The sequence below is a fragment of the Litorimonas haliclonae genome, from assembly GCF_965138505.1.
Classification (GTDB): domain Bacteria; phylum Pseudomonadota; class Alphaproteobacteria; order Caulobacterales; family Maricaulaceae; genus Litorimonas; species Litorimonas haliclonae.
In genome coordinates this window covers 216,765-242,614 of the sequence record NZ_CBCSCO010000001.1, presented here as the reverse complement: position 1 = coordinate 242,614, position 25,850 = coordinate 216,765, and the positions used below count along the sequence as shown (strand labels likewise).

The 25,850-nt window shown below is 50.8% G+C and carries 23 protein-coding genes; 11 read left to right on the top strand and 12 right to left on the bottom strand.

Translation table 11 applies throughout. From position 1 onward, the window contains the following. Positions 1–48 precede the first annotated feature (48 nt). Both ACNA05_RS01090 and ACNA05_RS01085 read left to right on the top strand, forming a co-directional pair. Positions 49–672, top strand: coding sequence for a thioredoxin family protein (locus tag ACNA05_RS01090; protein ID WP_415809520.1), 624 nt, complete (start codon positions 49–51; stop codon positions 670–672). A gap of 140 nt (positions 673–812) precedes the next feature. Beyond that, positions 813–1,589 carry a hypothetical protein gene (locus ACNA05_RS01085; protein WP_415809519.1) on the top strand — a complete coding sequence of 259 codons (777 nt, stop codon included), beginning with the start codon at positions 813–815 and terminating at the stop codon, positions 1,587–1,589. A 25-nt stretch (positions 1,590–1,614) separates the two neighbouring features. Here the strand turns inward: ACNA05_RS01085 and ACNA05_RS01080 are convergent, their stop codons facing one another. After that, entirely contained in the window at positions 1,615–2,838 is a 1,224-nt protein-coding gene (locus ACNA05_RS01080) for a kynureninase (RefSeq protein WP_415809517.1), read from the bottom strand. Between the two features lie 73 nt (positions 2,839–2,911). Between ACNA05_RS01080 and ACNA05_RS01075 the strand changes: the two genes are divergently transcribed. Next, positions 2,912–3,874, top strand: coding sequence for an alpha/beta hydrolase (locus ACNA05_RS01075; protein WP_415809516.1), 963 nt, complete (start codon positions 2,912–2,914; stop codon positions 3,872–3,874). 19 nt (positions 3,875–3,893) lie between these two features. On the opposite strand, the gene ACNA05_RS01070 is transcribed toward ACNA05_RS01075, so the two are convergent. Beyond that, positions 3,894–4,622 (bottom strand): flavodoxin family protein, encoded by a 729-nt coding sequence (locus ACNA05_RS01070; RefSeq protein WP_415809515.1) that lies wholly within the window; start codon positions 4,620–4,622, stop codon positions 3,894–3,896. 137 nt (positions 4,623–4,759) lie between these two features. Here ACNA05_RS01070 and egtB point away from each other — a divergent pair, with 137 nt between their 5' ends. Both egtB and egtD read left to right on the top strand, forming a co-directional pair. Further along, positions 4,760–6,031, top strand: coding sequence for an ergothioneine biosynthesis protein EgtB (gene egtB, locus ACNA05_RS01065; RefSeq protein ID WP_415809514.1), 1,272 nt, complete (start codon positions 4,760–4,762; stop codon positions 6,029–6,031). Further along, positions 6,032–6,979, top strand: a complete 948-nt coding sequence (egtD, locus tag ACNA05_RS01060; protein ID WP_415809513.1) for an L-histidine N(alpha)-methyltransferase — start codon at positions 6,032–6,034, stop codon at positions 6,977–6,979. It begins immediately after the preceding gene. Between the two features lie 105 nt (positions 6,980–7,084). Here the strand turns inward: egtD and rpsP are convergent, their stop codons facing one another. The 4 genes from rpsP to ACNA05_RS01040 all read right to left on the bottom strand — a co-directional run bounded on the left by rpsP (position 7,085) and on the right by ACNA05_RS01040 (position 11,383). Continuing rightward, positions 7,085–7,591 (bottom strand): 30S ribosomal protein S16, encoded by a 507-nt coding sequence (rpsP, locus tag ACNA05_RS01055; RefSeq protein WP_415809512.1) that lies wholly within the window; start codon positions 7,589–7,591, stop codon positions 7,085–7,087. A gap of 43 nt (positions 7,592–7,634) precedes the next feature. Beyond that, a complete protein-coding gene (gene ffh, locus ACNA05_RS01050) occupies positions 7,635–9,242 on the bottom strand; it encodes a signal recognition particle protein (protein ID WP_415809511.1) in 1,608 nt (535 codons plus the stop codon). A 360-nt stretch (positions 9,243–9,602) separates the two neighbouring features. Then, on the bottom strand, positions 9,603–10,415 hold the full coding sequence (locus ACNA05_RS01045; RefSeq protein WP_415809510.1) for an SDR family NAD(P)-dependent oxidoreductase: 813 nt from the start codon (positions 10,413–10,415) through the stop codon (positions 9,603–9,605). A 17-nt stretch (positions 10,416–10,432) separates the two neighbouring features. Next, a complete protein-coding gene (locus ACNA05_RS01040; RefSeq protein ID WP_415810100.1) occupies positions 10,433–11,383 on the bottom strand; it encodes an SDR family oxidoreductase in 951 nt (316 codons plus the stop codon). A 168-nt stretch (positions 11,384–11,551) separates the two neighbouring features. On the opposite strand from ACNA05_RS01040, the gene ACNA05_RS01035 reads away from it, so the two are divergent. Both ACNA05_RS01035 and ACNA05_RS01030 read left to right on the top strand, forming a co-directional pair. Further along, positions 11,552–12,445, top strand: a complete 894-nt coding sequence (locus tag ACNA05_RS01035) for an AraC family transcriptional regulator (RefSeq protein WP_415809509.1) — start codon at positions 11,552–11,554, stop codon at positions 12,443–12,445. A 1,028-nt stretch (positions 12,446–13,473) separates the two neighbouring features. Then, positions 13,474–15,552, top strand: coding sequence for a TonB-dependent receptor (locus ACNA05_RS01030; RefSeq protein ID WP_415809508.1), 2,079 nt, complete (start codon positions 13,474–13,476; stop codon positions 15,550–15,552). An 82-nt stretch (positions 15,553–15,634) separates the two neighbouring features. Here ACNA05_RS01030 and rplT read toward each other — a convergent pair whose 3' ends face one another. From rplT to ACNA05_RS01010, 4 genes are all read right to left on the bottom strand, one after another. Continuing rightward, the gene (gene rplT / locus ACNA05_RS01025) at positions 15,635–16,009 is read right to left on the bottom strand and encodes a 50S ribosomal protein L20 (RefSeq protein WP_415809507.1); all 375 of its coding nucleotides are present in this window, start codon (positions 16,007–16,009) and stop codon (positions 15,635–15,637) included. Positions 16,010–16,039: 30 nt separating this feature from the next. Then, entirely contained in the window at positions 16,040–16,240 is a 201-nt protein-coding gene (gene rpmI, locus ACNA05_RS01020; RefSeq protein ID WP_121099558.1) for a 50S ribosomal protein L35, read from the bottom strand. A gap of 201 nt (positions 16,241–16,441) precedes the next feature. Then, positions 16,442–16,981: a translation initiation factor IF-3 gene (gene infC, locus ACNA05_RS01015; protein ID WP_415810099.1), complete on the bottom strand. Its 540-nt coding sequence runs from the start codon at positions 16,979–16,981 to the stop codon at positions 16,442–16,444. A gap of 81 nt (positions 16,982–17,062) precedes the next feature. Beyond that, positions 17,063–18,208 (bottom strand): glycosyltransferase family 4 protein, encoded by a 1,146-nt coding sequence (locus ACNA05_RS01010; RefSeq protein WP_415809506.1) that lies wholly within the window; start codon positions 18,206–18,208, stop codon positions 17,063–17,065. A 24-nt stretch (positions 18,209–18,232) separates the two neighbouring features. Between ACNA05_RS01010 and ACNA05_RS01005 the strand changes: the two genes are divergently transcribed. The 4 genes from ACNA05_RS01005 to clpB all read left to right on the top strand — a co-directional run bounded on the left by ACNA05_RS01005 (position 18,233) and on the right by clpB (position 23,479). Beyond that, complete coding sequence (locus ACNA05_RS01005; protein ID WP_415809505.1) at positions 18,233–18,979, top strand: alpha/beta hydrolase; 747 nt, start codon at positions 18,233–18,235, stop codon at positions 18,977–18,979. A gap of 59 nt (positions 18,980–19,038) precedes the next feature. Further along, positions 19,039–19,860, top strand: a complete 822-nt coding sequence (gene prmC, locus ACNA05_RS01000) for a peptide chain release factor N(5)-glutamine methyltransferase (protein WP_415809504.1) — start codon at positions 19,039–19,041, stop codon at positions 19,858–19,860. Between the two features lie 231 nt (positions 19,861–20,091). Continuing rightward, on the top strand, positions 20,092–20,742 hold the full coding sequence (locus tag ACNA05_RS00995; protein WP_415809503.1) for a DUF4167 domain-containing protein: 651 nt from the start codon (positions 20,092–20,094) through the stop codon (positions 20,740–20,742). Positions 20,743–20,899: 157 nt separating this feature from the next. After that, positions 20,900–23,479, top strand: a complete 2,580-nt coding sequence (gene clpB / locus ACNA05_RS00990) for an ATP-dependent chaperone ClpB (protein WP_415809502.1) — start codon at positions 20,900–20,902, stop codon at positions 23,477–23,479. Between the two features lie 41 nt (positions 23,480–23,520). Here clpB and ACNA05_RS00985 read toward each other — a convergent pair whose 3' ends face one another. Both ACNA05_RS00985 and ACNA05_RS00980 read right to left on the bottom strand, forming a co-directional pair. Then, positions 23,521–24,267 carry a DUF4282 domain-containing protein gene (locus tag ACNA05_RS00985; protein WP_415809501.1) on the bottom strand — a complete coding sequence of 249 codons (747 nt, stop codon included), beginning with the start codon at positions 24,265–24,267 and terminating at the stop codon, positions 23,521–23,523. Positions 24,268–24,356: 89 nt separating this feature from the next. Next, on the bottom strand, positions 24,357–25,769 hold the full coding sequence (locus tag ACNA05_RS00980; RefSeq protein ID WP_415809500.1) for a M23 family metallopeptidase: 1,413 nt from the start codon (positions 25,767–25,769) through the stop codon (positions 24,357–24,359). Positions 25,770–25,850 lie beyond the last annotated feature (81 nt).

The following is a 25,850-nucleotide window of genomic DNA, read 5'->3' as shown; positions in this document are numbered from 1 at the left end:
TCTCAGTATAAGTGAGCCGGATTTAAAACAAAATGTGAGGACAGTTTCATGCGTATTATGACAAAACTTGCTGCCGCAACTCTCAGCGTCGCAGCATTAACTCTCTCTACAACTGCTTTGGCCGAAGTGGCCACCGGAAGTCAGGTGCCGGATATGACCGTCACAGATTCCAACGGCGAAACGCATAACCTGTCCGATTTCGAAGGTAAGCGCGTTGTTCTGGAGTGGACGAATAAGGGATGCCCTTATGTGCAAAAACATTATGACTCCAACAACATGCAGGAATTGCAAAAATCAGCGACTGCTGACGGCGACACCGTCTGGCTGACTGTCATTTCCAGTGCCCCAGGTAAGCAAGGCTATGAAACCGGAGAAAGCGCAAACGCATTGATGGCGGAATGGGACGCGGCGCCTACGGCCGTTATACTCGACCCAGAAGGAGATATGGGCAAAGCCTTTAGCGCTAAAACGACACCGCATATGTATGTTATCACACCGGATCAGACTTTGGTCTATCAAGGCGCAATCGATGATAACCGTTCTTCAAATCCCGCGACAATTGAGGGAGCTGAAAACTATGTGGCCTCAGCCTTGGCGGATTTGGACGCCGGACGCCCCGTCGCCACGCCAGAATCTGCGCCTTATGGCTGTAGCGTGAAATATAAGAGCTAGACCCGATTCACATATCTAATAATTTAGCCCGCTTCATGCGGGCTTTTTTATTCAGTTTAAATTCAGATTTTCTACGCCATATAGTTAGAGCTAAGCCAAAGAGACTTGGAAGCGTCTCACTATGAAAGGTGTTAGAAGAAATGATAAATGAATACAGGCAAGGAAACAAATTCAAGACGATGTTATTGGTCGGTTCCCTATCGCTTGGCGTTGGTGTTTCCGCTTCCGCGCAAATGGAGCCTTCAAGCGCTTTTTACGACCCTGTACCCGCTCCCTCAGGAGACACTATTTCGGCAACACCGCGCGATCCGGCGCCTATTAGCCTTCGCCCGGTTGTGGACTGCGAAGAGAATGTCTGCACCATAAAAATGAAAACGAAATGGGGCGGCTCAACCTCCATTAGCGAGCCCTTGGCCTATGAAGGCAGATTATATGCTGGGGATGATTGGTTCCCGCGCGCCATTTCCGAAGAAGAGCTGGAGGGTCGAGGGCCGGAGGGGGCGAGCTATGGCTGGACGGTTGGTTACGACGAGGGCGAAACAGACATCTTTGTCACGGATATCAAACCAGACCCCTATGCGGATGCCATGTCTGGGCGTTTCATCGTCGAACAATGGGCCGGGTTTGAGCATATTGGTCGTCATATTCGAGTATTGGCCACAGACTATGAAACCGGGGAGCTTTATACAGCACTAGATTTGCCGCACGCGAACGGCCCGGTTCGCGTTAGTGTCGAGCCGCATTTGAATGAAGGCGTGCTTGTTAGTTATGATTGGCTCGATGACACAATACCGACTCCATATCCTAGGAGTATTTTTTACGATTGGACCCAAACGCCGGAGTCAAATGGTCGACAAATCCTCGCGGTCATTGAAGAGACAGACAATGATCATTTCGATGAGTTCTCAGAGGAATAAATCCTCAGAATTGGCTTGATGAGGTTTAAGTGACTTTAGAACGGGCATGAAACTCTGGGGCGTCCCAGCTTTTCGTGTCCAATATTTCTTTCAGGGCCTCCATCAAATCCCAGACATCAACATAGCGCAGATATAAAGGTGAAAAACCGAACCGTATCGTGTCAGGGCTTCGGAAATCGCTTTGAAAGCCTTGTGCGTGAAGCGCGCGCGTGACGGGGTAGCCGTTCTTGACTTTCAAACTGACATGACCCCCACGTTTGGAGGCTTCGCGAGGGGATATGACTTTAAGCCCGATCTCCTCAGCGCGAGCGATACACAAATCACCCAACGCGCCAGCTTTGGCGTCTAGGGCCTTCATATCAATGTCGTCAAAGGCCTCCAAAGCGCCCTCGAGAGCCGAGAGCGATAATATTGGAGGTGTGCCTGAGGCAAACCGCGCGGCGTCTTCTCTGGGGACGTATTGCCCATTAAATTCAAATGGGGCGGCGTGTCCCATCCAGCCGGGGAGGGGCGTATGTAACTTCGGCAGCAGGTTTTTTTCGGCGTATAAAAAAGACGGCGCACCGGGGCCGCCATTCAGATATTTATAGGTGCAGCCTGTCGCGAGTTTCGCGCCTGCGGCTTTCATATCAAGGTTGATGACGCCCGTTGCATGGCTAAGGTCCCAGAGGAGCAAGGCGTCCGCCTCGCGCGCCTTTGCTTCATAGGCTTTCATATCGACCCGTTCGCCGGAGCGGTAATTCACGGCACTTTTGATATAAATGCCGCCGTCAGACAGGGCGTCGAAATCTTCGCCGGGCTTAACGCGCCGACACGCCACGCCTGTCAAATCCGCAAACGCCTCAGCAATATATTGATCCGTTGGAAATTCTTCGGCGTCGACGCAAATCTGCCGCTTGCCTTGCGTCAGGGGCAGGGCGCTAGCCGCAAGTTTGAAGAGGTTGACGGAGACCGTATCCGTTACCATCACCTCATCCGGGTGTGCCCCGATGAGGCCGGAAAGTTTTCCGCCGAGTTTTGCCGCGAGATCGAACCATCCGGCACTGTTCCATGACCCAACAAGACCTTTAGCCCAAGAGTCTGTCGCGCAATGATTCAGTTTCTCTAGTGCCGCGCTGTGCGGCGGCCCGAGAGAATGCCCGACAAGGTAAGTGACATTGTCCGGCAATTTAAATTGGGCTCTGGCATGGGCCAAAGGGTCTTGGGCATCGAGGGCTAAAGCCTCATCTCTCGTGGTTGCAATTTTCATAAAATTGTTTTGCATGACATACCTTGGATTGACCAGTAGAGTTTCACACACACTTTAAATGAGACCTGATGTCATGACTAAATGCAGCTTGCCTGTCCTGCTTGGTTTTACCGCACTTACTCTGGCGGCGTGCGAAACGACCCCAATCCAAATGTCCGAAGCTTCAATGGCCGAAAAGGAGATTGTTATGAACGAGCCTGCCCCCCTGATGAGCTGGCCAGATCTGACTGACCGACCGAAAGCAGAGCCAACGAAAACGGTTCGTACCGGGAACGGCGAAACCGATATCGTGGATGTTTGGCTTCCGGATGGTCCGGGGCCGCATCCGGTCGTTCTTATGGTGCATGGCGGGTGCTGGCAGAAATCCATCGCTGATCGCACTCTGATGAATTACGCCGCCGAAGCGATGCGCCAAGAGGGACTTGCCGTCTGGAATATTGAATATCGCGGCGTTGATGAAATGGGCGGCGGATATCCCGGTACGTTTCAAGACGTGGCCCAAGCGGCGGACGCAATGCGGGACTATGCCGAGCAATTTGACCTTGACCTCAACCGTGTGGCCGGGTTTGGGCATTCCGCCGGAGGGCATCTCGTAACGTGGCTGGCAGGACGGAAAAATCTTCCTGATACAAGCGCTCTAGCGGGCGGAACACCTTTGCCGATGGTGGGCGTCGTAAACTCTGGAGGTCTGGCAGATTTACAAGCGTCCGAGCCGCTCACGCTGAAGTCTTGCCTCGCCGATATCAAAGATAGCTTAATAGGCCCAGCGTCAGAAAACCGGCCTGACCCGCTCTCCGATACATCGAGCGATCGCCTCCTGCCGACGGGCGTTACACTCTACAGCGTCAACGGCGAAAGAGACCGCATTGCGCCGCCCGCTTTGGGGGATGACTTTACGGTCATAGCCGAACAGGCAGGCGATAAAGCCAAAGCGTTTATCATACCGGGTGAAGGCCATGTGGAACTCATTGCGCCGGGCTCCGACGCATTTAAAAAGCAGGTGAGCTTGTTAAAAATGATGCTGGACGTAAATTAAATCTCTGAACTGCGCGGGATTAGTCAATCGAACGGTCTGGCAGTTCAAACCCAAATCTTTCGCCGTTTCCCCATGCATTTCGGTCATTTCCATATTTGGGAAAGCCCCCATTAGATTTGAGAAGGTGAGCCAGTTGCATTAAATTCCAAGTCATTATCGTCGTGTTTCTTTGGGTGAACTCGCTGTCGAATCCAACTGGCCCATTTTCTTGCTGATCTCCGAATGATGGTCCGGGGCCTATTTCTCCAATCCAGCCACAATCGGCTTGCGGCGGGATCGTATAGCCCAGATGCTGCAAAGCGAACAGGAGGCTCATAGCCGTGTGTTTGACGCCGTCTTCATTCCCCGTAATGACCGCGCCGCCTGTTTTCCCATAGAAAATACTTTGTCCGTCATCGTTTAATTCACCGCTCATCGCGTAGAGCCGCTCGATAAGGATTCGGCAGACCGAACTTTCTTCCCCAAGCCAAAGAGGGGTGCCGATAATCAGGATATCTGCCTCTTTGACGGTTTTCCAAATCTCAGGCCATTCGTCCTTGTCATAACCGTGTTCAGTCATGTCCGGATAAATCCCAGGCGGAACGATATGATTGACCAGGTGAACGGTCGTGACATCGACTTCTGCTTTTTCCATCAGATTGGAAATCGCGTCTAAAAGTATTTGCGTATGGGATTGCCCTGGTTTGAGTTTAAGAGACGTATTAAAAATAACGGCTTTTAAATCAGGCAATTTGGGAAAGTTACTCATGGATGCGTCTCCAGCGAGGGGTTATGTAAGAGTAAAGACCCAATACTGAATATGGTTCCGAATGGCTGCGGGACGACAAAGGAACCATCTCGCTTGTTCATGTGTTCGTAAAATAGCTCTGCTAAGAAGGACTGATTATGACTGCTTCCCCAAGCTTGGACAAAATTGGCGCTGACCAACTCGAGTCAAAGTGGGAAAGTTTTGAAAAAGTCCGATCGCTTACCGAAAGTTTGGCAGAAAACTTAAGCGATGCGGACGCCACCGTACAATCCATGCCGGATGCAAGTCCGATGAAATGGCATTTGGCGCACACAAGCTGGTTCTACGAAGAATTTATTATTGCCCCGGAATGCGGTGAAGACGCACGTTTCGATACAAATTTCTCCTATCTATTTAACTCCTATTATGACGGGGTAGGGGAGCGCCATGCAAGAGATCGCCGCGGCATGCTTACCCGTCCTGCGTTGGAGAAGGTTTTAGAATATCGCCGTCATGTCACGTCACATATGAAGTCGCTCATCTTGAGCGGAAATCCTCGTTGTCTTGAACTGCTCGAGCTCGGCAGAGCTCATGAAGAACAGCATCAGGAATTGGCGCTTACCGATATCCTACACTTGTTTTCACTAAATCCGCTTCGCCCCAATTACCGCCCCACGCGGCCAGTGTCTTATGACAGAGACACGACGGAGATTGGATGGACGACGTTTGACGGCGGCATTGAAGAAATTGGCCATGACGGAGACGGGTTTCACTTTGATTGCGAAGCGCCGCGTCATCAAGTGATTGTGCGCCCCTTTGAGCTGGCAAATCGAACCGTGAACAATGCTGAGTGGATGACCTTTATGGAAGCAAAGGGCTATCAAGACCCCGCTCCTTGGTTGTCTGATGGGTTTGCCGTGTGCGAACGCGAAAATTGGGAGGCGCCGCTCTATTGGTATCAGAATGACGGGGAGTGGTGGAGCATGACCTTGCGCGGGCCGCAACCGATTGATCCCGATGCCCCCGTGCAAAATATAAGCTATTACGAAGCCGACGCGTATGCCACTTGGGTTGGAGCTCGCCTGCCCACAGAAGCTGAATGGGAATTTGCGGCGAAAGATTATGCGCTGGAAGGAAACTTTTTAGGCTCGGAGCGATTACGACCACAGCCGCAAATCACCGCTGGCGGGCAGTTAAGCGGGCTTTTCGGCGATGTATGGGAATGGACAGCCAGTCCGTTTACCCCCTATCCGGGATTCACGCCGTCCGAGGGCACGATTGGTGAATATAATGGAAAATTTATGAGCAATGTTATGGTGTTAAAGGGCGGGTCTTGCCTCACGCCGGATCGGCATATTCGAGCAAGTTATCGAAACTTTTTCCACCCGGATAAACGGTGGCAGTTCTCTGGCTTGAGGTTAGCGAAATAGATGTCTGATGATTTTGCGAATGATGTAGCCGAAGGCTTATCGGCCACACCGAAAACCTTGCCCTCCAAGTATTTTTACGACGCGGCGGGAGATGACCTCTTTATCCAGATTATGGACTTGCCGGAATATTACCTGACCCGGGCCGAAATGGAGATATTCAGAGAGCAGACGGACTCTTTGATCAAAGCCCTTGGCCAGAGACCGGAAAAGCCTTTCGAATTAGTTGAACTCGGGGCAGGGGATGGCCAGAAGACGTTTCACCTTTTAAAAAAACTTCTCTCCGATGGATATGATTTCACTTATGTTCCCGTCGACATTTCGGCGAATGTCTTGGAGCATTTGAAAAACTTTCTGAAGAAAGAGCTTCCTGATCTGAAAATTAGGATAGAACAAGGGGATTATTTCAAACGTCTGAAGGGGCTGCAGGAAACCGCACAGCCGAGAGTCATACTCTATCTGGGATCAAATCTCGGAAATCTGACGGATGAAAAATCCAAAGCCTTCATGGAAAAGCTCTCCCGCCGCCTGACGCCCGGGGATCGACTTGTTCTGGGCGTAGATAAGAAAAAATCGGCGGATATTGTGCTGCCGGCCTATAATGATTCCAAAGGCGTGACAGCGGCTTTCAATCTGAATCTTCTGACGCGCATCAACCGGGATTTGGGCGGTGAGTTTAAATTGGAGCAATTTCGGCACGCCCCGGAATATGACGAAGAGAACGGGATTGCGATCAGCTATCTGGAAAGCCTGGTCGACCAAGACATAATAATCGGAGCGTTAGACCGCACATTTAACTTTACCAAAGGCGAGAAAATTAAAGTCGAAATTTCCCGAAAATACGACCTCCCGATTATTCGCAAAATTATCGCAGATACGCCGTTTGAAATTGAAACCGTTTTTAAGGATTCTCAAGATCTTTACTTGGATATTGTCCTTTTGCGTGACTAATGTTCGAGCAATCGACGTTAGATAATTCCATGTTTCAACGTGTGAACCTCAAATAAAAAGCCCGGCCAAATGACCGGGCTTTTCAAATTCGAAATGAAGCGAAGACTACTCTTCTGATTTCTTTTCTTCTTCTGTTGCCGCTTCTTCAGCCGGCGCAGCGTCTTCCGCAGGGGCTTCTTCTTTGGGTGCTTCAGCTTCCGCTTTTGCGGCTTCTTCAGCGGCCTTTTTCGCTTCTGCTGCGGCTTCTTTGGCTTCGGCTTCAGCCGCTTTGCGAGCTTCGGCTTTTTCAGCGCGCTCTTCTTCGCGCTCTACAGCTTTTTGACCCGGCTTCCCTTTTTGCGGGTTGTTGCCGTGTTTCCAGTCCCAGAGACCCGCCGCGCCGAGGAAACGAGCCACGCGCTCTGTCGGGCGGGCGCCTTTTTCGAGCCAGGCTTTACATTTTTCAACGTCAAGCTGGACGCGGTCTTCGGAATCTTTCGGAAGCATTGGGTTATAACGTCCTACAATTTCGATGAAGCGGCCATCGCGCGGAGAGCGGGAATCCGCCGCCACGATACGATAATAAGGACGTTTTTTGGCGCCGTGACGGGCCAGACGAAGTTTGAGAGCCATGATGTTTTCCTTTTTAATCTAGCAATCGTTTGAAATTCTAGTGTTACTTTTTCTTCCCAAAGGGATTTCCGCCCCCGCCGAGACCGGGCAGGCCGCCGCCCAAGCCTGGAAGCTTGGAGCCGCCACCAAGACCGGGCAATTTGCCAAGCCCGCCGGGGAGTTGTTTCTTGAGTTCTTCAAGCTGTTCTGGATCCATTTTGGACGGGTCGGGCATGCCGCCCATTCCGCCTTTAGAGCCGGGCATCATCCCACCGGGCATTTTCGGCATGCCGGGCATTCCGCCCATTTGCTGCATCAATCCGGCCATGCCGCCTTTGCCCATCTTTTTCATCATATCGGACATCTGGCGGTGCATTTTAAGTAGCTTGTTGACTTCCTGCACGCTCATGCCTGACCCGGCCGCGATACGCTTTTTACGAGAGGCCTTCATCAATCCGGGATTTCGGCGCTCTTCCATTGTCATGGAATAGATTATGGCTTGCTGCTGTTTGAGCAGCTGGTCATCCACCCCGCCTGCGGCGTCGAGCTGCTTTTTCATTTTGCCCATACCGGGCAGCATTTTCATCAGGCCGCCCATGCCGCCCATTTTTTGCATCTGGCCGAGCTGTTTAGCCAGATCATCGAGGTCAAATTGACCCTTACGCATTTTCTCGGCAGAGGCCGCGGCTTCCTTTTCGTTGATAAACTCAGACGCTTTTTCAACGAGGGAGACAATATCGCCTTGCCCCAGAATACGGCCCGCGAGACGTTCCGCGTCAAACGCTTCCAAACCGTCGAGCTTCTCGCCTGTGCCGAGGAATTTAATCGGAAGGCCTGTAACCGCCCGCATGGACAGGGCCGCGCCGCCGCGTCCGTCGCCGTCAATCCGGGTGAGGACAAGTCCGGTAAGGGGCAGGCGTTCGTTAAAGCGTTTAGCTGTTTCGACGGCGTCTTGTCCGGTCAGGCTGTCGGCCACCAAAAGGGTTTCGGTCGGCTTGGTTTCTTTCGCAATGGCCTCGACCTCGTCCATCAATTCGTCATTAATGGTCGTCCGGCCCGCCGTATCGAGGAAGACAACGTCATAACCGCCCTTGGCGCCTTCTTTCATGGCCCGCTTGGCAATGTCGAGCGCGCTTTGGCCTTGAACGATAGGAAGGAAGCCGACATCCGCCTGTTTGGCAAGCATGCCAAGCTGCTCCATAGCCGCCGGACGATTCGTATCGAGCGAGGCGAGGAGAACTTTTTTCTTGAGAGACTTGCGCAGGTAAAGCGCTAGCTTACCAGAGGTCGTTGTCTTACCGGAGCCCTGGAGGCCGGCCATCAAAATGGCAATGGGCGGGCGCGCCTGAAGGTTTAAGAGGTTCGCCTTGGCGGCTTCTTCTTTGTCCGCGTCTTCATCGGACAGCGTCCCGCCGAGCATGTCGATAAGCGCGTCATTAACGATCTTGACGACCATCTGGCCGGGTTTGATGGATTTGATAACTTTCTCGCCCACGGCTTCGCGGCGGACTTTTTCGACAAAATCCTTAACCACGGGCAGGGCGACATCGGCTTCGAGAAGCGCGACGCGAATCTCGCGCATGGCGGTATTAACGTCTTTTTCCGACAAAGCCCCGCGGCCTGTCAAATTGTCAAATACGTTTCCGAGCTTATCACCAAGCGTCTCAAACAAATCTTTACCTCAATCTCGTTGGCCCAAAGCAGAAGAGCCGCGGTGAACGTAACACGTCGACCACGGGACCCCGTCTGCATCATGCACAGCGCGGAGCGCAGGAGTAAATCTGCGCAGAATTGCGCGGCGTTTACGGGAAGTTGGGGGGATAGTCAAGTGAGAGGTGGGAGCTATCGTATCGTTCTGGAAACACTCACATAGGGTAGCATGTCTACTTTGGGGGCATTGCGGACCTTAGACTATAAGCCTTTCTCGGTAGGGAAAAGCTGCTTTCAGCAGTGAGTGGTAGACAATCGATCTTGGCGGGAGTCTCTTTGGAGACAGGCGCGCGCCTGGAGGTGCCCCCCGGTTGTCGGCCCGTCAGCCGACCATCTGCTTGGCAAGCCACTTCGAGTCGTATTTACGGTCGCCGTCGAAGTGGGGGGCGTAGCGGTCGAATGCCTGCGTAAGCTCGGCGGTGTCTTCGACGACATAGTCCTTGGCCCACGGGTGCGAAACGATGTGGAACTCGCCGTTCTCGATCTGCGGCCAGATGATGTCGATGAACTCGTCGGCAGGCATCCCGATCTGGGTCATCTCCTTGCTGCCACCCAGTTCCGATTGAACGCCACCCGGATAGATCGCACCGACCTGGACATGCTTCGGCATTTCCAGCCTCAGAACTTCACTGATCGCGCGGCCTGCATATTTTGACGCAGCGTAGCCGCCCATCATCGGACCCGCCACAAACAGTCCCGTCTCTGAAATGACGTTCAGGATCATCGCCGGCGTGCCCTGCGCGATCATGCGATTGCCGAAGGCCCAGATACCGTTGAGCTGGCCGAACACATTGACATCGAACACGCGCTGATAGGACTCACGGGACGAATCCAAGAGCATCTCGGGGATCCCCGCGATACCGGCATTGTTGACGAGAACATCGACTTGTCCGAACTCAGCCCATGCGAAATCTGCCAGGGCCTTGGTGTCTTCAAGATTTGATACGTCGCAAACCTTGTAACGTGCATCCACGCCTTTATCCCTGAGATCCTTTACCGCCTCCCGAAGCCTGGCTTCGCGCCGGGCAGCGATGATCACTTTCGCGCTTTCGGCACCAAACCTGTTGGCCATTGCCTTGCCAATACCGGTTGCTCCACCTGTAATGACGACGACTTTATCTTTGAAATTCTTCATGACTTTCTCCTGATTTGCTAAATGTTCCACTGGAAACCGGTTGCCTTTTCCGACACGTCCCAAAGCCGTTCCATGACCGGTTTGTCATAGGCGTGGGGGTGCAACGTGCCCTTGTCGACGGGGCCAACGACCTCCAGGCGGCCCGTGGGGCCGTAGAGCGCGCGCTGTTCCAGGCCCTTTTCTGTCGCGCACATCACCTCTGGCCAGGAGCCCTTCTCGGCGGATTGCACCAAAGGCGTCATGACCATCAGACGGAACAGTATCCGCGAGATCAGGTTGCCGCTGGTGGTGATCAGCGACGTGGCCGACGAGCCTGGGTGGCAGACGTAAACCTTGACGTCTATCTTGCCCGCGGCCGCCAGCTTGTCCTGCAATTCGTAGGCAAACATCATCTGCGCCAGTTTGCTCTGCGAGTAGGTACTGTTCTGGTGGTAGTTATTGTCCCAGTTCATGTCGTCGAACTGGATGGTTTTGAGGCCCATCTTATACCCCAGACTTGCGACAACCACGATACGGCCCTTAGATTTTTCAATTCGCTCAAAAAGCAAGCCGCTTAGAAGAAAGTGGCCGTAGTGGTTGGTACCAAGCATACTCTCAAAGCCGTCGACAGTCAGCCTTTGTTTCGGCACCTGAGCAATAGCGGCATTGCAGATGAGAGCGTCTATGCGCGGAACCGTCTTCATGACCTCATCAGCCGCTTCGCGAACACTCGCTAATGAAGCCAGATCCATGCGTATAAAACTCACCTCGGTTTTGTTGCCAAATTCTTTCTTCAGCTTTGTAATAGCAGCTTGTGATTTCTCTACCGACCGGTTGAGCATGACCACCTCGGCGTCTTTGTTCAGTAGCGCGCGTGCAGCCTCAAACCCCGCGCCAGAGTTCGCGCCGGTGATAAGATAGGTCTTGCCTGCCAGAGAGCCCAAGCGAGCCGGGGTCCAGCCTTGCGGTCCAAAATTTCTGTCTGTCATGTCATCCTCGTCATCGTACTGATGTTTCGTTTGCAGACAAATCAGTTGCTGCATCACGGTAACATATAATGATCGAAATTTGGCATAAGTAGGTGAAATGCTCGCTAATACTTGCCTAATTGTATCACAATAGTTGTGAGGCGGCTTTTGAGCCGTTAAGGCTTCAATATGAGACAAGAACAAATAAAACAGCTGATAGAGACCTGTGTTCCAGAGGATGGCATGTTCGACACAGGGGTGAGCGGCGTGCGACTTTTTCGAGTGACCGACCCTGTGCGTTGCGCTCCGGCCGTTTATGAGCCTTCCGTCATTGCGATTGTAACCGGGGTCAAAGAAGCGATTCTGGATGGAGAAAGGTACGAATATGACAGCAGTAAATATATGTGCTGCTCAATGTCGATGCCGGTGGAGGCAGGGACACCAAAGGCGTCAAAAGACAACCCTCTGCTAGGTGTATATATCTCTCTGAGCACAAAAGTGATGACCGAACTGGTCATTGGCATAGAAAGTGCCGGAAACGTAATCAGAAAGCCGAGTGGCGGCCCGGTGCCGCAAGGCATCGCGCTCGCCCCATGGGACGGCGCATTTACCGAGGCCCTCTTGCGCTTACTTCAATTGTTGGAAAGCCCGGAAGATACGATGGTCTTAGGGGAAGGGCGGCTTCGCGAACTTTATTATGCAATACTTACAGGGGGTGCGGGGCATTCGATACGTCGTGCTTATGGAGTGGGTAATGAGATTGCCCGATCAATTGAGTATCTATCTTCCAAGCTAGACCAAGCCGTCACCATAGAGGATTTAGCGGCAAGGGTTGGTATGAGCCGAGCGGTCTTTCACCGTAAGTTCAAGCAAGCCACGACGATGTCTCCTATTCAATTCATGAAGTCTATGCGATTGAACGACGCTGCGATGAATATAGCCAATGGAATGCAGGTCAACGAAGCGGCCATGGGTGTCGGCTGTCTAAGTTCTTCTCAATTCAGCCGTGAATTCAAACGGCTCTACGGACAGTCCCCGAAACAGTGGAGCCAATCCAGTCAACTTCCCTCGGAAATGGTGTAGATGACTGCTTAGTCCAGAGGTAATATTTGCAGTACTTAAATGTCCGCATTGGGGATTTAGCTCAAAATTCGTCATCAAAACTTTTTTGCCGTATTGAATTTTTAAAACTACCTCGTGAGAGTTCTCAGTCTATTATCAACTCTCGAAAAATAGGGATGCAGATTCAGTTTTTGAAACTTAATCCGTGTTTATCGTTTTAAAAAACCCAACCGTTTCAATCGTCTATTATAAAGGTCAAGAGAAAGATCCTCACTTTGCATTTTGCCCGTATGTTTAAGATGTTCTTTTGAACACGGACAGGAACGCGTCAGGTTCTGGTTCAGGAGACAGCGAGGTTGAGCATCGTGTTGTGACACATCCGACTGTGCCGGGCCTGCTACGAGTGTGAGCCTGCCGTACCGTGCAGTGTCGGGCTGAGATAAACCCGGTGAGCGCGACTGTCGGAGAAACAAGAGGCCGCTCGGGTATAAAATCGCTGCTGCAGAGCGTGACGCTTTGTGAAAATAACTTTTTGACGTCTTTTTCGGTTGCTCCGATAAGGCGTCACGCTCTGCGGGCTGTCCACCTTTTTTTGTGGCAGGTTGCCGCCCACCAACCCAACCTGCGTTGGGATGGGCGTTGAAAGTTAAAGCTGACCCCAAGATGGGCAGTAGGACGAAAGCCGTGAGCAATTTACCATTTTAAAGCACTCTCGACCTTCCGCATCGGCGCCCTTCGGGCTTGTGCAGAATGACAGGAAAAGAGAACGAAGCTCTCAACTCGTCATACCGACCCAACTCTTGGGTTGCCCCGTAAAGTATCTTGTCGGTTCGGCGTAAAATGTCATTCTTATTTGGAGCAGACAGTTTTAAGGCCCAACACTGGGCATATTTCGTCTGCGCCAGTGTGACATTAAGACGTTTACGAAAAACTAGGAACCGAACTGACAAACAAAAAATGATAATATAAGGCAACTACAACTCATTCCTTTACGTATCTAAGTTATTCCATTTGAGTTCTAATAGACCTTCAGTTTTTCAAAGAGAATTATGTCCTTCCCAAATTTCCTTCGTTTTTCCTGCCAATCCGTCATGCTCGGCTCTACGGCCTGCTACCTTGCTCTGGCATTGCAGCCCCAACTGGCGGCGGCCCATGAACCATTAGGCCAGTCGGCAGATGAAATTATTGTTTACGGCCGGGCGCTCGATAAAATCGGTGAGGCGAAAACAGCTTCGGAAGGCACAGTCGGCTATTCCGATTTTGAGGACCGCCCGCTCAGCCGTTCCGGGGAATTGGTCGAAGTCATTCCCGGGGCTGTGGCAACGCAGCATTCCGGAGAAGGGAAGGCCAATCAATATTTCCTCAGAGGGTTCAATTTGGACCACGGCACGGACTTCTCTGCCAGTGTGGACGGCGTCCCCGTGAACTTGAGAACGCACGGTCATGGACAAGGTTATCTGGATTTGAACTTTGTGATTCCCGAATTAGTAGAACGTGTCGATTACCGAAAAGGGCCTTATTCTGCTCAAGACGGGGACTTCTCCTCCGCCGGATCAGCGCGTTATCAAACACGAGACGAGTTGGATGAGAATTTTATCGAGCTTACAGGCGGTGAGTTTGATTACTTTCGCGGTGTTGTCGGGGTTAGTCAGAAACTGTCAGATACGACCTCCCTCTTATTGGGCGGTGAATTTCAAAGCTATGACGGGCCTTGGGTATTGGATCAGGACCTTGAAAAATTTAATGGTCTGGCCAAGCTCATCCATATCGGCAGCAAAAGTCGTTCAGAGCTGACCGCAACATATTACGAGAGCGAGTGGACGGCGACTGACCAAGTTCCTCTCCGAGCGGTTGAAAGCAATATGATTGATCGGTTCGGGTTTATTGATGATGACCTCGGCGGAGACACTCAACGCGCCTCCTTGGCTTTTCAGACAAGCATTTATGAAAATGATGGCTCCGAGACGGACATAAACCTTTACTTCGTAGATTATGATTTATCGCTCTTTTCTAACTTTACATATTTCTTAAACGATCCCGTGAACGGCGATGAATTTGAGCAATTGGACAGTCGGCAATATTTTGGCGGGTCGGTGAAACATTCTCGGAATTTGGCGTCCAAGCTGGACTTCAGAACAGGTGTCGAATTCAGGCAGGACAACATCAATGATGTCGGTCTTTTCAACACAGCAGATCGGAACCGTTTATCGACCGTCCGGCGCGACGATGTCACAGAGAGAAGCGGGGCCCTCTGGGGCGAGCTTGAATATTCTCTGACAGAGACTTTTCGGGTGAATGGAGGGCTGCGCGGCGATTATTTTGAGGCGGATGTGGACGCGGTATCATTGCCGCAAAATAGCGGAGAGAGCGATGACACATTGGTCTCTCCGAGTTTGGGCCTCGCGTGGCAGGTCAGGCCGGAACTGGAGCTTTACGCAAATTATGGGCAAGGCTTTCATTCTAATGACGTCAGGGGAACGACAATCTCGGTCGACCCTGTAAGTTTAGAAGATGTGGAACAGGTTCCGCTTTTGGTGAAATCTGAAGGTCAGGAAGTTGGTTTGCGGTTTGAAAAAGGGCCGTTCCGGGCAAGCCTCGCGGCTTTTTACTTGGAGCTGGATTCCGAATTGGTTTTTGTCGGCGACGCCGGAACGACAGAGGCAAATGATGCATCGGAGCGGCTTGGCGTAGAAGGAAGCCTGTTCTGGCTCCCTACCGATTGGCTCGTTTTGGATTTGGGCGGCGCTTATACGGACGCCAATTTTGTCGGTGTCGGGCCGGATGATAAAATTCCCGGAGCCGTTGAGAGCGTGTTATCGGGCGGGGCTCTTATGAAATTCGACAGGCTGGCTGTAAACGCAAGATTACGTCATTTCGGATCTGCGCCGCTCATCGAAGATAATAGCGTTCGCTCCGAGCCGACGACCCTCGTGAACCTCTCAGCTCATTATGACATTCAAAATATCACTTTTGGTCTGGAACTGTTGAACGCTTTTGACGCGGAAGACTCCGACATCAGTTATTTGTTTGAATCGCAACTTTCATCGGAGGCATCCCCAATCGAAGATATTCACTTCCATCCAGTTGAGCCGAGACAAGTGAGAGCCTCTATACGATATAGATTCTAATCGAGGAGCATTTTAGGGGGGCTCTCTCCCATAAAAAAGCTCCCTTGCGGGAGCTTTTGAAATTCTTGGTCTGTTAAAAAATTTATTTAACAGTGTGCGGTTGGCTCGCATTTTTCTTGGCGGTTTCAACCAAAGCTTTGAAGCTTTCTGGCTCGTTTCCGGCCATATCGGCAAGGACTTTACGGTCCAGAGAAATGCCGGCTTTTTTCAGACCATCCATGAAACGACCATAAGTCATCCCGTGAAGGCGGGCCGCCGCGTTGATCCGCTGGATCCAAAGGGCGCGGAATTGGCGCTTCTTCAGCTTACGGCCGATATAGGCGTACTGACCGGCTTTTTCGACAGCCTGGTTCGCAATACGGAAGGTGTTTTTACGGCGGCCGCGATAGCCGGAAGCCGCATCAATGATTTTTTTGTGACGTGCGTGTTTAGTGACGCCGCGTTTTACTCGTGACATAATATTACTCCAGAATAGAAAGGGCGGCGATTAGCCGTTTGGCATGAATGATTTTTTGATACGCTTGGCATCGCAGTCTTTAAGGACTGTTGTGCCGCGCAATTTACGAATTTGGTCATTCGTACGTTTGATCATTCCGTGACGTTTACCGGCCTGGCCAGCTTTCACTTTACCACTGGAGGTGATTTTGAAGCGCTTTTTGGCGCCTGATTTGGTCTTCATTTTTGGCATTTCGGTCTCCTTGATCTGCGCCGTTCTCCAGACCCGGAGGTCGGCGCTGCCTTTAGAGCAGTTAGGCATGCCTTTAGCCCAAACTGCTGCAATGTTTCCGGCTCTCACCGGAAGTCGCGCTTTATAGACACTCCCATCTATAGGTCAAGCTCTGCCGTGCAGAGCAATCTCAATGTTTGGAGTATATAAAGAGTGTAAATTTTACCTTGGAGCTAGCACCATGGTCATCATCCGGCCTTCGGTTTTAGGCTCGAATTCAACCTTTGCCATTTCGGCAAAATCTTCTTTGACACGCGCCAGCAAATCCATACCGCGATCCATATGCGCCATTTCGCGGCCCCGGAAGCGGATAGTCACTTTTACTTTGTCGCCGCGATCAAAAAATTTGTTCATGGCTTTGGTTTTGACTTCATAGTCATGCGTGTCGATATTTGGACGCATTTTGATTTCTTTGAGGGCTTGGGTCCGCTGATTTTTACGGTTTGCGGCTTTCTTTTTTTGGTTCTCAAAGCGCATTTTCCCGTAGTCGAGAACTTTACAGACCGGAGTCTCATTCGGAGCGACTTCAACGAGGTCTAATCCGGCGGCGCTGGCAGCGGCGAGGGCTTCTTCCAAAGGAACGACACCACGTTTCTCTCCGTCTTCCATAATGAGTAAGACGTTATTGGCGGTAATGTCCCTGTTAATGCGCGGCCCCTTTGGCTTCTTGGACGGTGGGGCAGCTAATGGGCGTCTGGCGATGTGAATTCTCCTAAGATTATTAGAGTCGGACAAGAATATGGCCGTATCATCCAATATATTCAAGGGCTATGCTTAGCTGACTTAACGGTTTTTTGCTGTGAGAAGTTCCGAATATACAGCTAAAACACGCGCCTGAAGCGATTTTCGGGAGAAATAACGCATAATTCGGGTTCTGGAGCGTTTTGAATCATAATCCGGCCAAGCCAAGGCTCGCTTAATCGCCCTGGCCATAGCGTCCGAATCTCCTACGGGAACGAGCCATCCCGTCTTTCCGTCTTCGACAGTCTCTAGAGCACCACCCAATGCCGTAGCGACAACAGTGCGGCCCATGGCTTGGGCTTCTGTAGCTATCCGGCCAAAGGCTTCTGGTTCATTGGAAGCGCTTAGAACGACATGCCCGCTAGCTAGAACGAGAGGCATATCGGATCTGTGGCCTTCAAGAATGACTCTGCCGTTTAGGTTCAGGGCTTGAATACGCTCTTTAATCTCCGAGACGTAATTGTCGCGGCCCTGATCGTCTCCTACCAGAATGAGCCGACAGGATTGAGGGAGTTTTGCAAAAGCTTCCAAAGCGTCCAACTGCCCTTTCCAACGCGTTAACCGGCCGGGGAGCACTATAAATTTGTCTTGCGGTCCTCCCCAAATATTTCGTTGGTCCGTAACCGCGTCATGGCTAACCTTAGAAGGGTCAAAGAGATTCATATCAACGCCGCGCGGGATCACCGTAATTTTTTCTGTCGGGATATGATGGGTTTTGAGAATGTGATCTCGGGTAAACGTCGAATTGGCAATGACAGCATCGCCTTTCGACATGATGGAGTTGTAAAATCGTTTCAGGCTTCCTTTTGCATTGTAAATGCCATGATATGTAGTGACGAGAGGCGTCCGAGTCCATTTAGCCGCAAAATATGCCGGCCAGGCGGGGGCGCGAGAGCGGACGTGAACAATATTGATGTCATGTTCTTTAATGAGCGACCTGATTTCGAAAATTCGGGGGATTAGGGTCAGAATATTCTTACTGCCGATGTGGGATAGGTGGAGATGTCCGCCCAGGCTTTTAATCTCGCTTTCTAACCTTCCACCAGCGGACAATACATGCGCAACATGTCCTCGAGAGCAGAGGGCTTCCACGATGTCCACGGAGGTTCGTTCCACGCCTCCTGTCTCCAGAGCAGGAAGGATTTGCAGAACGCGCATGGCGGGTTTATCGGTCTGGTTCAGACTCATATTTAGAATCAATAAAGGAAATTGATGACTAACGCACCTGACTTTCTAGACCTTTCTGACGGAACGAGACTAGCCTATCGTAAAACTGAAGGGCGCAGCCCGACTGTTGTTTGGTGCGGCGGGCTTAAATCCGATATGGAAGGGTCGAAAGCTACTTTCTTGGAAGATTGGGCACAGGAAAGAGGGCAGGCTTTCATTCGCTTTGATTACTTCGGCCACGGCGCAAGCGATGGGGAATTCCCGGACGGAACGATCAGCCGATGGGCGTCAGACACGATTGCGGTTATTGACGCGCTTTGTGACGGAAAATGTGTTTTTGTTGGGTCTTCAATGGGGGGCTGGGCCGCCTTATTGGCCGGCTTGGAAAGAGTCGACTGTGTTGAGGGGATGGTTCTTATCAACCCGGCCCCTGATTTTACTGAAAAGTTAACCTATGCCGCTTGGACAGAGGCCCAAAAAACGGAGCTTGAGGAACAAGGAGTGGTTTATGAACCGTCCGGCTATGAAGAACCTTATGCCTATTCAAAAGCGTTTATCGACGACGGAAGGGCGCGGCAAATACTGGATGCCTCCATCGCCCTAAAATGTCCTATTCGGATTTTGCAAGGCGCGGAAGATTCTGTCGTTCCTCCGAAGCATAGCCAGAAAATTGTTGAGGCGGTGGAAAGTCAGGATGTAACTTATACATTAGTCAAAGGCGCCGACCATAGCCTGTCAAGAGAGCAAGATTTGAAACTCTTAGCCCACACTTTGAACGAGTTGCTCGGTTAATGTGTATTAGTGACAATGGTTCATATTCAGGACTCAGCGCGCGGTCTGCCAAACGCTTTATGACAGAGCAGTTTCGGAAGGCGGGGGTTTCCTTTCCTGAAGAGGACGCCTTAGAGTTAGTCCTCGCTGCGACCGGAATGAACCGAACCGAAATTGCTTTAGAAGGGCCGTCACTGTTGGAGCCGGAGGTTGCAAATACTGCCGCTGTCTATGCGTCCCGCCGCCTATCGGGAGAACCTGTTGACTCAATTTTAGGGTGGCGAGAATTTTATGGTCGTCGCTTTAAAGTGACTAAGGATGTGCTTTCACCTCGAGCGGATACAGAATTGCTTATCCGGTGCGGACTAAAAGCTCTTGCAGGGAAGAAAACGGCGCCGACCTGCCTCGATCTGGGTACAGGCTCCGGTGCAGTGCTGATATCGATACTTTCGGAGTGTACAAATGCGGCAGGTGTCGGAGTCGACATTTCTGAGGAAGCTCTATCAATAGCGCGAGAAAACGCATCTGATTTAGAGGTTTCGAACCGAGCCGAATTCATTCGAAGTGAGTGGTATGAAGCTGTGGTTGGTAGATATGACCTGATACTTTCTAACCCTCCCTATATAACGGATGCCGCGATGGAAGAATTGGAAGCTGAAGTCGTTCAATTTGACCCGGATATATCTCTGCGGGGCGGCCCTGACGGCCTAGAAGCGTATCGAGCCATTTTGTCGGGAGCCGGTAGGTATCTCAAATCCGGCGGATATCTATGGGTCGAGATTGGATATGATCAAGCCGAAACAGTTCAGGACCTTTTTGTTCAAAGCAATTTCGCCGATATTGAAATAAGAAAGGACTTGTCCGGGCAGACCCGTTGCGTTGGAGGAAAAAAACCTAGCTGAAATTAAACGTAAAAAAAGCTTTGCGCTTGCCCCTGACTTTGCTACGCCGAATGGGCAAGGCGAGGCCCATTCCAGTAAAAGATTCGACAATAACGTTCGAAGAAAAGGGAACACCGCTCATTGCCCCATTAGAATTGCCTTTTTTAAAGATTAGGCCCTGTCGTTTGCCTGACACATTCATTTTGGGTGATCAGAGTGTGAACGATGAAAATATCCGTATAGGAAAAGATCATGAAGCGTCAGCGCGGTCGTAATCGTAATAAGAACAACAATAATAATAGTAATCGGTCTATGGACAGCAATGGTCCGGACGTAAAAGTTCGCGGCAGTGCCAGCACCATATACGATAAATACACTACTTTGGCGCGTGACGCCGCCAGTGCGGGCAACCGGGTAAAAGCGGAAAATTACCGTCAACATGCCGAGCACTACCTTCGTCTGGTAAATGCGCAAGAAGCGGCGAAACAAGCGGCTCAGGAAGCTCGTGCGGCACGCAATGAGGCTAAAGATGATGAGAGTGAAAATAGCGAGGATAGTAATTCCCGCAGAAATTCACGTGGACGTTCATCGAACTCGCGCCGCAATCAAAGTAATGATCAGAACATTTCTGACCAGAACAATACACCTCGAAATTCTGACGAGAAAAGCAAGAAAAACGAGCCAAAGAAAAAGAATAAATCCGATAAAGGTGACTCCCAAAATACGCCTGAGGGTTTGGAAGTTGTCACACCGGAAGCTGAAAAACCTAAGCGTAAGCGTAGTCCGAAAAAAGAGGAGGCGACGGCGGGTGATGAGTCTGATTCTGGTGAAAAGCCTAAACGGCGCCGGAAGGCGCCGACGCGCGATAATGATGACAAGGAAAGCGTTGTCGCAGCTGAATAAGGCGCTTCAAAATATAAATCGAATTTGCCCGGCGGTTTCGTCGGGTTTTTTTATGTCTTATAATATCTAGGTACTTGTAGTTCAGGAATAAAATCCTACATGACGCATAAGTTAAGTTGTCAATTTTTGACTATGAAAGAATTGCACAGGATTAAAAATGGATATTCAGGCATACACTCAAAGAGGGCGTAGCGTTATTCAAAGCGCTCAAACGGAAGCCATTACCCGTGACCATCAGCAGCTGGTGCCGCTGCATATAATGTCGGCCTTGCTTCATGAGGAAGGCGGATTGCCGCGCAACCTTATACAAATGTCCGGGGCACAAGTGAGCGCGCTGGATAATGCGGTGTCCACAGGGTTAGGGAAACTGCCGCAGGTCGAGGGCGGACGGGGGTTATCTTTATCTAAAGACAGCGCTAAGATATTTGCCAATGCCGAAAAATCGGCAAAAGCAGCCGGGGACGCTTTTGTAACAGTTGAGAGGCTTTTGCTCGCGGTGATTTTAAATGCGGATAAAGATTTGCGCCAAGCGCTCGACATCGCCAATATTGATAACACCCGTCTACAAGAGGCTATAAAATCAGTGAGAAAATCGGACGATCCTGTGACATCTGATGCGGCGGAAGATCAATATGATGCCCTGTCCAAATATGCTCGCGACCTGACTCAAGCGGCTCGAGACGGTAAACTTGATCCAGTAATTGGGCGGGACGAAGAAATTCGCCGCACGATTCAAGTCCTCTCCCGCCGTTCTAAAAACAACCCACTGTTGATTGGCGAACCGGGTGTAGGGAAGACCGCCATTGCCGAAGGCTTGGCTAATCGGATTGTGTCTGGCGATGTTCCGGAAAGTATTCGAGACAAACGCTTGCTCGCGCTTGATATGGGGTCCCTCATTGCGGGGGCGAAATATCGCGGAGAATTTGAGGAACGTTTGAAATCCGTTCTAAAAGAAGTTGAGCAGGCAGACGGCCAGATCATTCTATTTATTGACGAAATTCATACGCTAGTTGGGGCAGGCAAAACCGACGGCGCAATGGACGCGGCCAACTTACTTAAACCTGCCCTTGCCCGGGGGGAACTGCACTGCGTGGGCGCGACCACGCTTGATGAATACCGGAAACATCTTGAGAAAGACGCGGCTCTTGCGCGCCGATTCCTAACTATTTTTGTCTCAGAACCCACTGTAGAGGATACAGTTTCTATCTTGCGAGGATTGAAAGAGAAATACGAAGTGCATCACGGCATTCGAATTTCTGATGCGGCGATTGTTTCCGCGGCCCAACTCTCCAACCGGTATATTACCGATCGTTTTCTGCCGGATAAGGCTATTGACCTTATGGACGAAGCCGCCTCTCGCCTGCGTATGCAAGTGGATAGTAAGCCTGAAGCACTTGATGAAATTGACCGCCGTTTAGTACAGCTGAAAATCGAGGTCGAAGCCTTGAAAAAGGAAAACGACAAAGCGTCGAAAGATAGGTTGAAGAAACGACAGGCAGAGATTGAGGATCTAGAAGCCCAGTCAGATGAGCTTACATCCGCTTGGCAATCTGAGAAATCTAAACTCGCGTCTGCCACGGATGTGAAAGAGCATTTGGAGCAGGCCAGATTCCAACTACAAGACGCTGTACGACGCGGAGACTATGAAACGGCCGGGAGGCTTCAACACGAAGATATTCCGGCTCTGGAAGATCAAGTTCGGGATTTGGAAAGTCAGAATACGAATGCGTCCGCTCTGTCATCGGAAACTGTGACCTCCGAAACTATTGCCGCGGTTGTGTCGCGGTGGACCGGAGTCCCGGTTGAGAAAATGCTTGAGGGTGAGCGTGAGAAACTCCTTTCTATGGAGGATATTCTTGGCGCGCGGGTCGTGGGACAAGACCGAGCTGTTGCGGCTGTGTCTGATGCCGTGCGCCGCGCCCGAGCAGGTCTCCGCGACCCGGCCCGGCCCATAGGCAGCTTTATGTTTCTTGGGCCTACGGGTGTCGGGAAAACAGAACTGACCAAAGCTCTAGCCGGATTCATGTTTGATGATGATCAGGCGATTACCCGCATGGATATGTCGGAGTATATGGAGAAGCATTCGGTCGCTCGATTGATTGGAGCGCCTCCGGGATATGTAGGCTATGATGAAGGCGGCGCTTTGACGGAGGCCGTGCGGCGACGCCCCTATCAGGTCGTGCTATTTGACGAGATTGAAAAAGCGCACCCTGATGTGTTCAACGTATTATTGCAGGTGCTGGACGATGGCCGTTTGACGGACGGGCAGGGCCGGACAGTGGATTTTCGAAATACGCTTATCATCATGACGTCAAATATCGGGTCTCAACATTTGCTCAATTTGGGCGAGGGTGAGAATGTGAATTCCGCCCGTGTCGGAGTTATGGCCGAAGTGAACGCGCATTTTCGTCCTGAATTTCTAAATCGTTTGGATGAGATTTTACTCTTCGAAAGGCTCAAGCCTGAACATATGGGCGCAATTGTTGATATTCAGATCAAGCGTCTTCAAGGCTGGTTGAAAGACAAATCCATCACCTTGGAATTAAGCGATGCGGCCCGGACTTGGATTGGCGAACAAGGGTATGATCCGTCTTACGGTGCTCGTCCGTTGAAGCGGGTCATTCAAAAGAACGTTCAAGATGCCCTTGCCCGGGAACTATTGTCTGGGCAGATTGCGGATGGAGACAAGATAAAAGTAGATATGGCCGGTGGAAAAATTCAAATCGCTAGGGCTTAATGAAAAACCCCGCTCACGGCGGGGTTTTATAGTTTTTGATCTTACGATTTAGATTTTGGTCCCGGTTTCTTTCGGGGTGTGCCGTCTTTTTTCAAAAGGTTTCCGTCTTTATCACGCGGCGCTTTCGATCCAGGCTTTGGCCCGCGCTTTTTGGCGGCACCCTTAGATGAAGTTGTTGATTTTTTCTTCGCCGGGGCCTTCTTAGCAGTCGGTGTGGTCGATCGGGTTTTGGGTTTAGCCGAGGGCTGGAGCGTTTTGACCGGTGTCGGGTCTTTTGACTCAGTCGGAACGGAGCCTTTGCCCATTACATCTTCAGATTTTGTATCATCGGATTTTGAAGTAGATTTACGCTTACTTCGGACATTTTCCGAGAGATCGTCAAAGCTATCCTTCGCCTCTTCGAAAGATGAACGGGTTCTTTCAGTGGCTGTATGGGTGAATTCTTTAGCGCGTAGCGAGGCCGCTTCTGCGGCTCTTCGCGTTTCCGCCATAATATCAATATTAGCAGATTCCGAAGTTCCGCCATCAGGAGACAAATTATCATTAATTCGAAAAATCGCGACGGCCAGCTCTGACAGCAACCGGATAGTCACCAGTGCGAGTAAAATGGAGGCGAAAAAGTTGATGAAACTCACAAAAGCCGCAAGAGGGTCTAATTGAATCCCGTCTAAGGCGGTTGAGAAAAAAGAAAGGCCTCCGACAATAATCGCAAGCCAAAAAAATGGGATGATAAGCTTTTCTTTTAAAAGCTTATCGAATGAGAAAAAGAAATTGAGAAAATTCTTCACGTCAGCTGACCCCTTATAATGTTATCGGCCAAGTTTAACGCGTGACTGGATTTAATCAATAGAGCACTAGGCTCGTTCTTGATCGCTCTTTAAGGGGCCACATCCGCCATGACGGAAAGTTCCGGCTCAGGCGTTAAAATCGTAGAAGAGGCTCTAAGAGTTTCGATCTCGCCGCGCCGATTAGCAAAGGCAGCCATTTCAGATTTAGCGAGCGGTTTTCCATCAAGCTGAGAAAGACGGCTCGGATTGATTTTTTTGCCGTGGTGTATCACTTCATAATGGAGGTGAGGTCCGGTTGAACGACCCGTTGTTCCGACATATCCGATGATTTGATCTTGGGTGACGCGGCTACCGGCGCGAATGCCACTGGCGAATTTGCTCATATGTGCATAAGCCGTTTTGTATCCGTCCGTATGGCGGATGCGAATGTAATTCCCAAAGCTGCCATATCGGTTCGCGCGTTCAACTGTTCCGGAACCGGCGGCCATAATTGGTGTTCCACGAGGGGCAGCAAAATCAGTGCCACTGTGCATTTTTGTATAGCCTAGAATAGGGTGTTTACGCCGTCCGAAGCTAGAGGAGAGGCGCGCGCCATTAATGGGCGTTGTCCGTAATTTTCGTTTGGCGGTTTTGCCTTCTAGATCGTAGAAATTTTCCAAGCCTTCGGAGTCTTCATAGAGCCAATAACTGGAGGTTTTACCGCGCGGAGAAAAGCTTGTGTAAAGCAGGTCGCCGGCTTTAATGATCTCGCCTTTATGGTCGAGGGCGACTTCGAAGAACATTTCAAATTCATCGCCGGGCTGGATGTCGCGTTGGAAGTCGACGGAATATTCATAAATATTGGCAAATTGAGCGACCACTTTGTCCGGAGCGCCGAGACGGGTCGCGTCAAGATAAAGTGAATTGTCAACTCTCGCCTTTACACCAATCGTCTCATATTTGAATTCGGCTGAGATTTCACGGGCGCTAAAATTATCGTCGTGGCGGTCCACGAAAACGGTTTTCTCTACGGTCGGGCGGAATGTTAGGTTTTGAAGTTCGCCGTCCTGAAAATAGAGGTCAAATTTTTGCCCGACGCGAACTTTTCTGGGTGGGAAGACTTCGGCAAAAGCTTGTGTCACTCTATAGGCTTCTGTGCCGCTCAACCCGTTTTCTTGAAGAAGGGGGCCCAGGCTATCGCCTGATTTGACGGTGAGGGTTGTTTGATCGACAGGTGCAATGGCAAAACTTTCATCCAGAGCAAGATCGTAACGGGTTAAATCAATATTAGGTGTCGGCAATTTGACGGTTTCGGCGGCTTGGACTGTTGGGACCTCATTATTCGGCAACGCAAATAGACCTGCCAATGCAACAAGACCTGCGACACCAAGAAATTTTAAATGATTCTGACGAGGAATTGCAGTGTTGGAAAAGTCTTTAAAGGCAGAGGCCCTGATCAATAAACCTGATTTAAATGCGTGCAGCTTGCTAGGCGTGCCAGCTTGGTGATCAGAATCAGACATATGTAAAACCCTTTTATGAGACCGAACTCTTTTATCCGATGTTAACGGATAGGTTCAGATACTCCCCGTTTATCCCTAATC

Bases quoted from the DNA above. Each gene is read 5' to 3' on its own strand.
- ACNA05_RS01075 (WP_415809516.1), top strand. From the start codon at position 2,912: ATGACTAAATGCAGCTTGCCTGTCCTGCTTGGTTTTACCGCACTTACT.
- ACNA05_RS01030 (WP_415809508.1), top strand. From the start codon at position 13,474: ATGTCCTTCCCAAATTTCCTTCGTTTTTCCTGCCAATCCGTCATGCTC.
- egtB (WP_415809514.1), top strand. From the start codon at position 4,760: ATGACTGCTTCCCCAAGCTTGGACAAAATTGGCGCTGACCAACTCGAG.
- ACNA05_RS01090 (WP_415809520.1), top strand. From the start codon at position 49: ATGCGTATTATGACAAAACTTGCTGCCGCAACTCTCAGCGTCGCAGCA.
- ACNA05_RS01040 (WP_415810100.1), bottom strand. From the start codon at position 11,383: ATGACAGACAGAAATTTTGGACCGCAAGGCTGGACCCCGGCTCGCTTG.
- ACNA05_RS01085 (WP_415809519.1), top strand. From the start codon at position 813: ATGATAAATGAATACAGGCAAGGAAACAAATTCAAGACGATGTTATTG.
- ACNA05_RS01005 (WP_415809505.1), top strand. From the start codon at position 18,233: ATGACTAACGCACCTGACTTTCTAGACCTTTCTGACGGAACGAGACTA.
- ACNA05_RS01070 (WP_415809515.1), bottom strand. From the start codon at position 4,622: ATGAGTAACTTTCCCAAATTGCCTGATTTAAAAGCCGTTATTTTTAAT.
- ACNA05_RS00980 (WP_415809500.1), bottom strand. From the start codon at position 25,769: ATGTCTGATTCTGATCACCAAGCTGGCACGCCTAGCAAGCTGCACGCA.
- ACNA05_RS00995 (WP_415809503.1), top strand. From the start codon at position 20,092: ATGAAGCGTCAGCGCGGTCGTAATCGTAATAAGAACAACAATAATAAT.
- rpmI (WP_121099558.1), bottom strand. From the start codon at position 16,240: ATGCCAAAAATGAAGACCAAATCAGGCGCCAAAAAGCGCTTCAAAATC.
- ACNA05_RS01035 (WP_415809509.1), top strand. From the start codon at position 11,552: ATGAGACAAGAACAAATAAAACAGCTGATAGAGACCTGTGTTCCAGAG.
- ACNA05_RS01045 (WP_415809510.1), bottom strand. From the start codon at position 10,415: ATGAAGAATTTCAAAGATAAAGTCGTCGTCATTACAGGTGGAGCAACC.
- egtD (WP_415809513.1), top strand. From the start codon at position 6,032: ATGTCTGATGATTTTGCGAATGATGTAGCCGAAGGCTTATCGGCCACA.
- rpsP (WP_415809512.1), bottom strand. From the start codon at position 7,591: ATGGCTCTCAAACTTCGTCTGGCCCGTCACGGCGCCAAAAAACGTCCT.
- ACNA05_RS01080 (WP_415809517.1), bottom strand. From the start codon at position 2,838: ATGAAAATTGCAACCACGAGAGATGAGGCTTTAGCCCTCGATGCCCAA.
- prmC (WP_415809504.1), top strand. From the start codon at position 19,039: ATGACAGAGCAGTTTCGGAAGGCGGGGGTTTCCTTTCCTGAAGAGGAC.
- rplT (WP_415809507.1), bottom strand. From the start codon at position 16,009: ATGTCACGAGTAAAACGCGGCGTCACTAAACACGCACGTCACAAAAAA.
- ACNA05_RS01010 (WP_415809506.1), bottom strand. From the start codon at position 18,208: ATGAGTCTGAACCAGACCGATAAACCCGCCATGCGCGTTCTGCAAATC.
- clpB (WP_415809502.1), top strand. From the start codon at position 20,900: ATGGATATTCAGGCATACACTCAAAGAGGGCGTAGCGTTATTCAAAGC.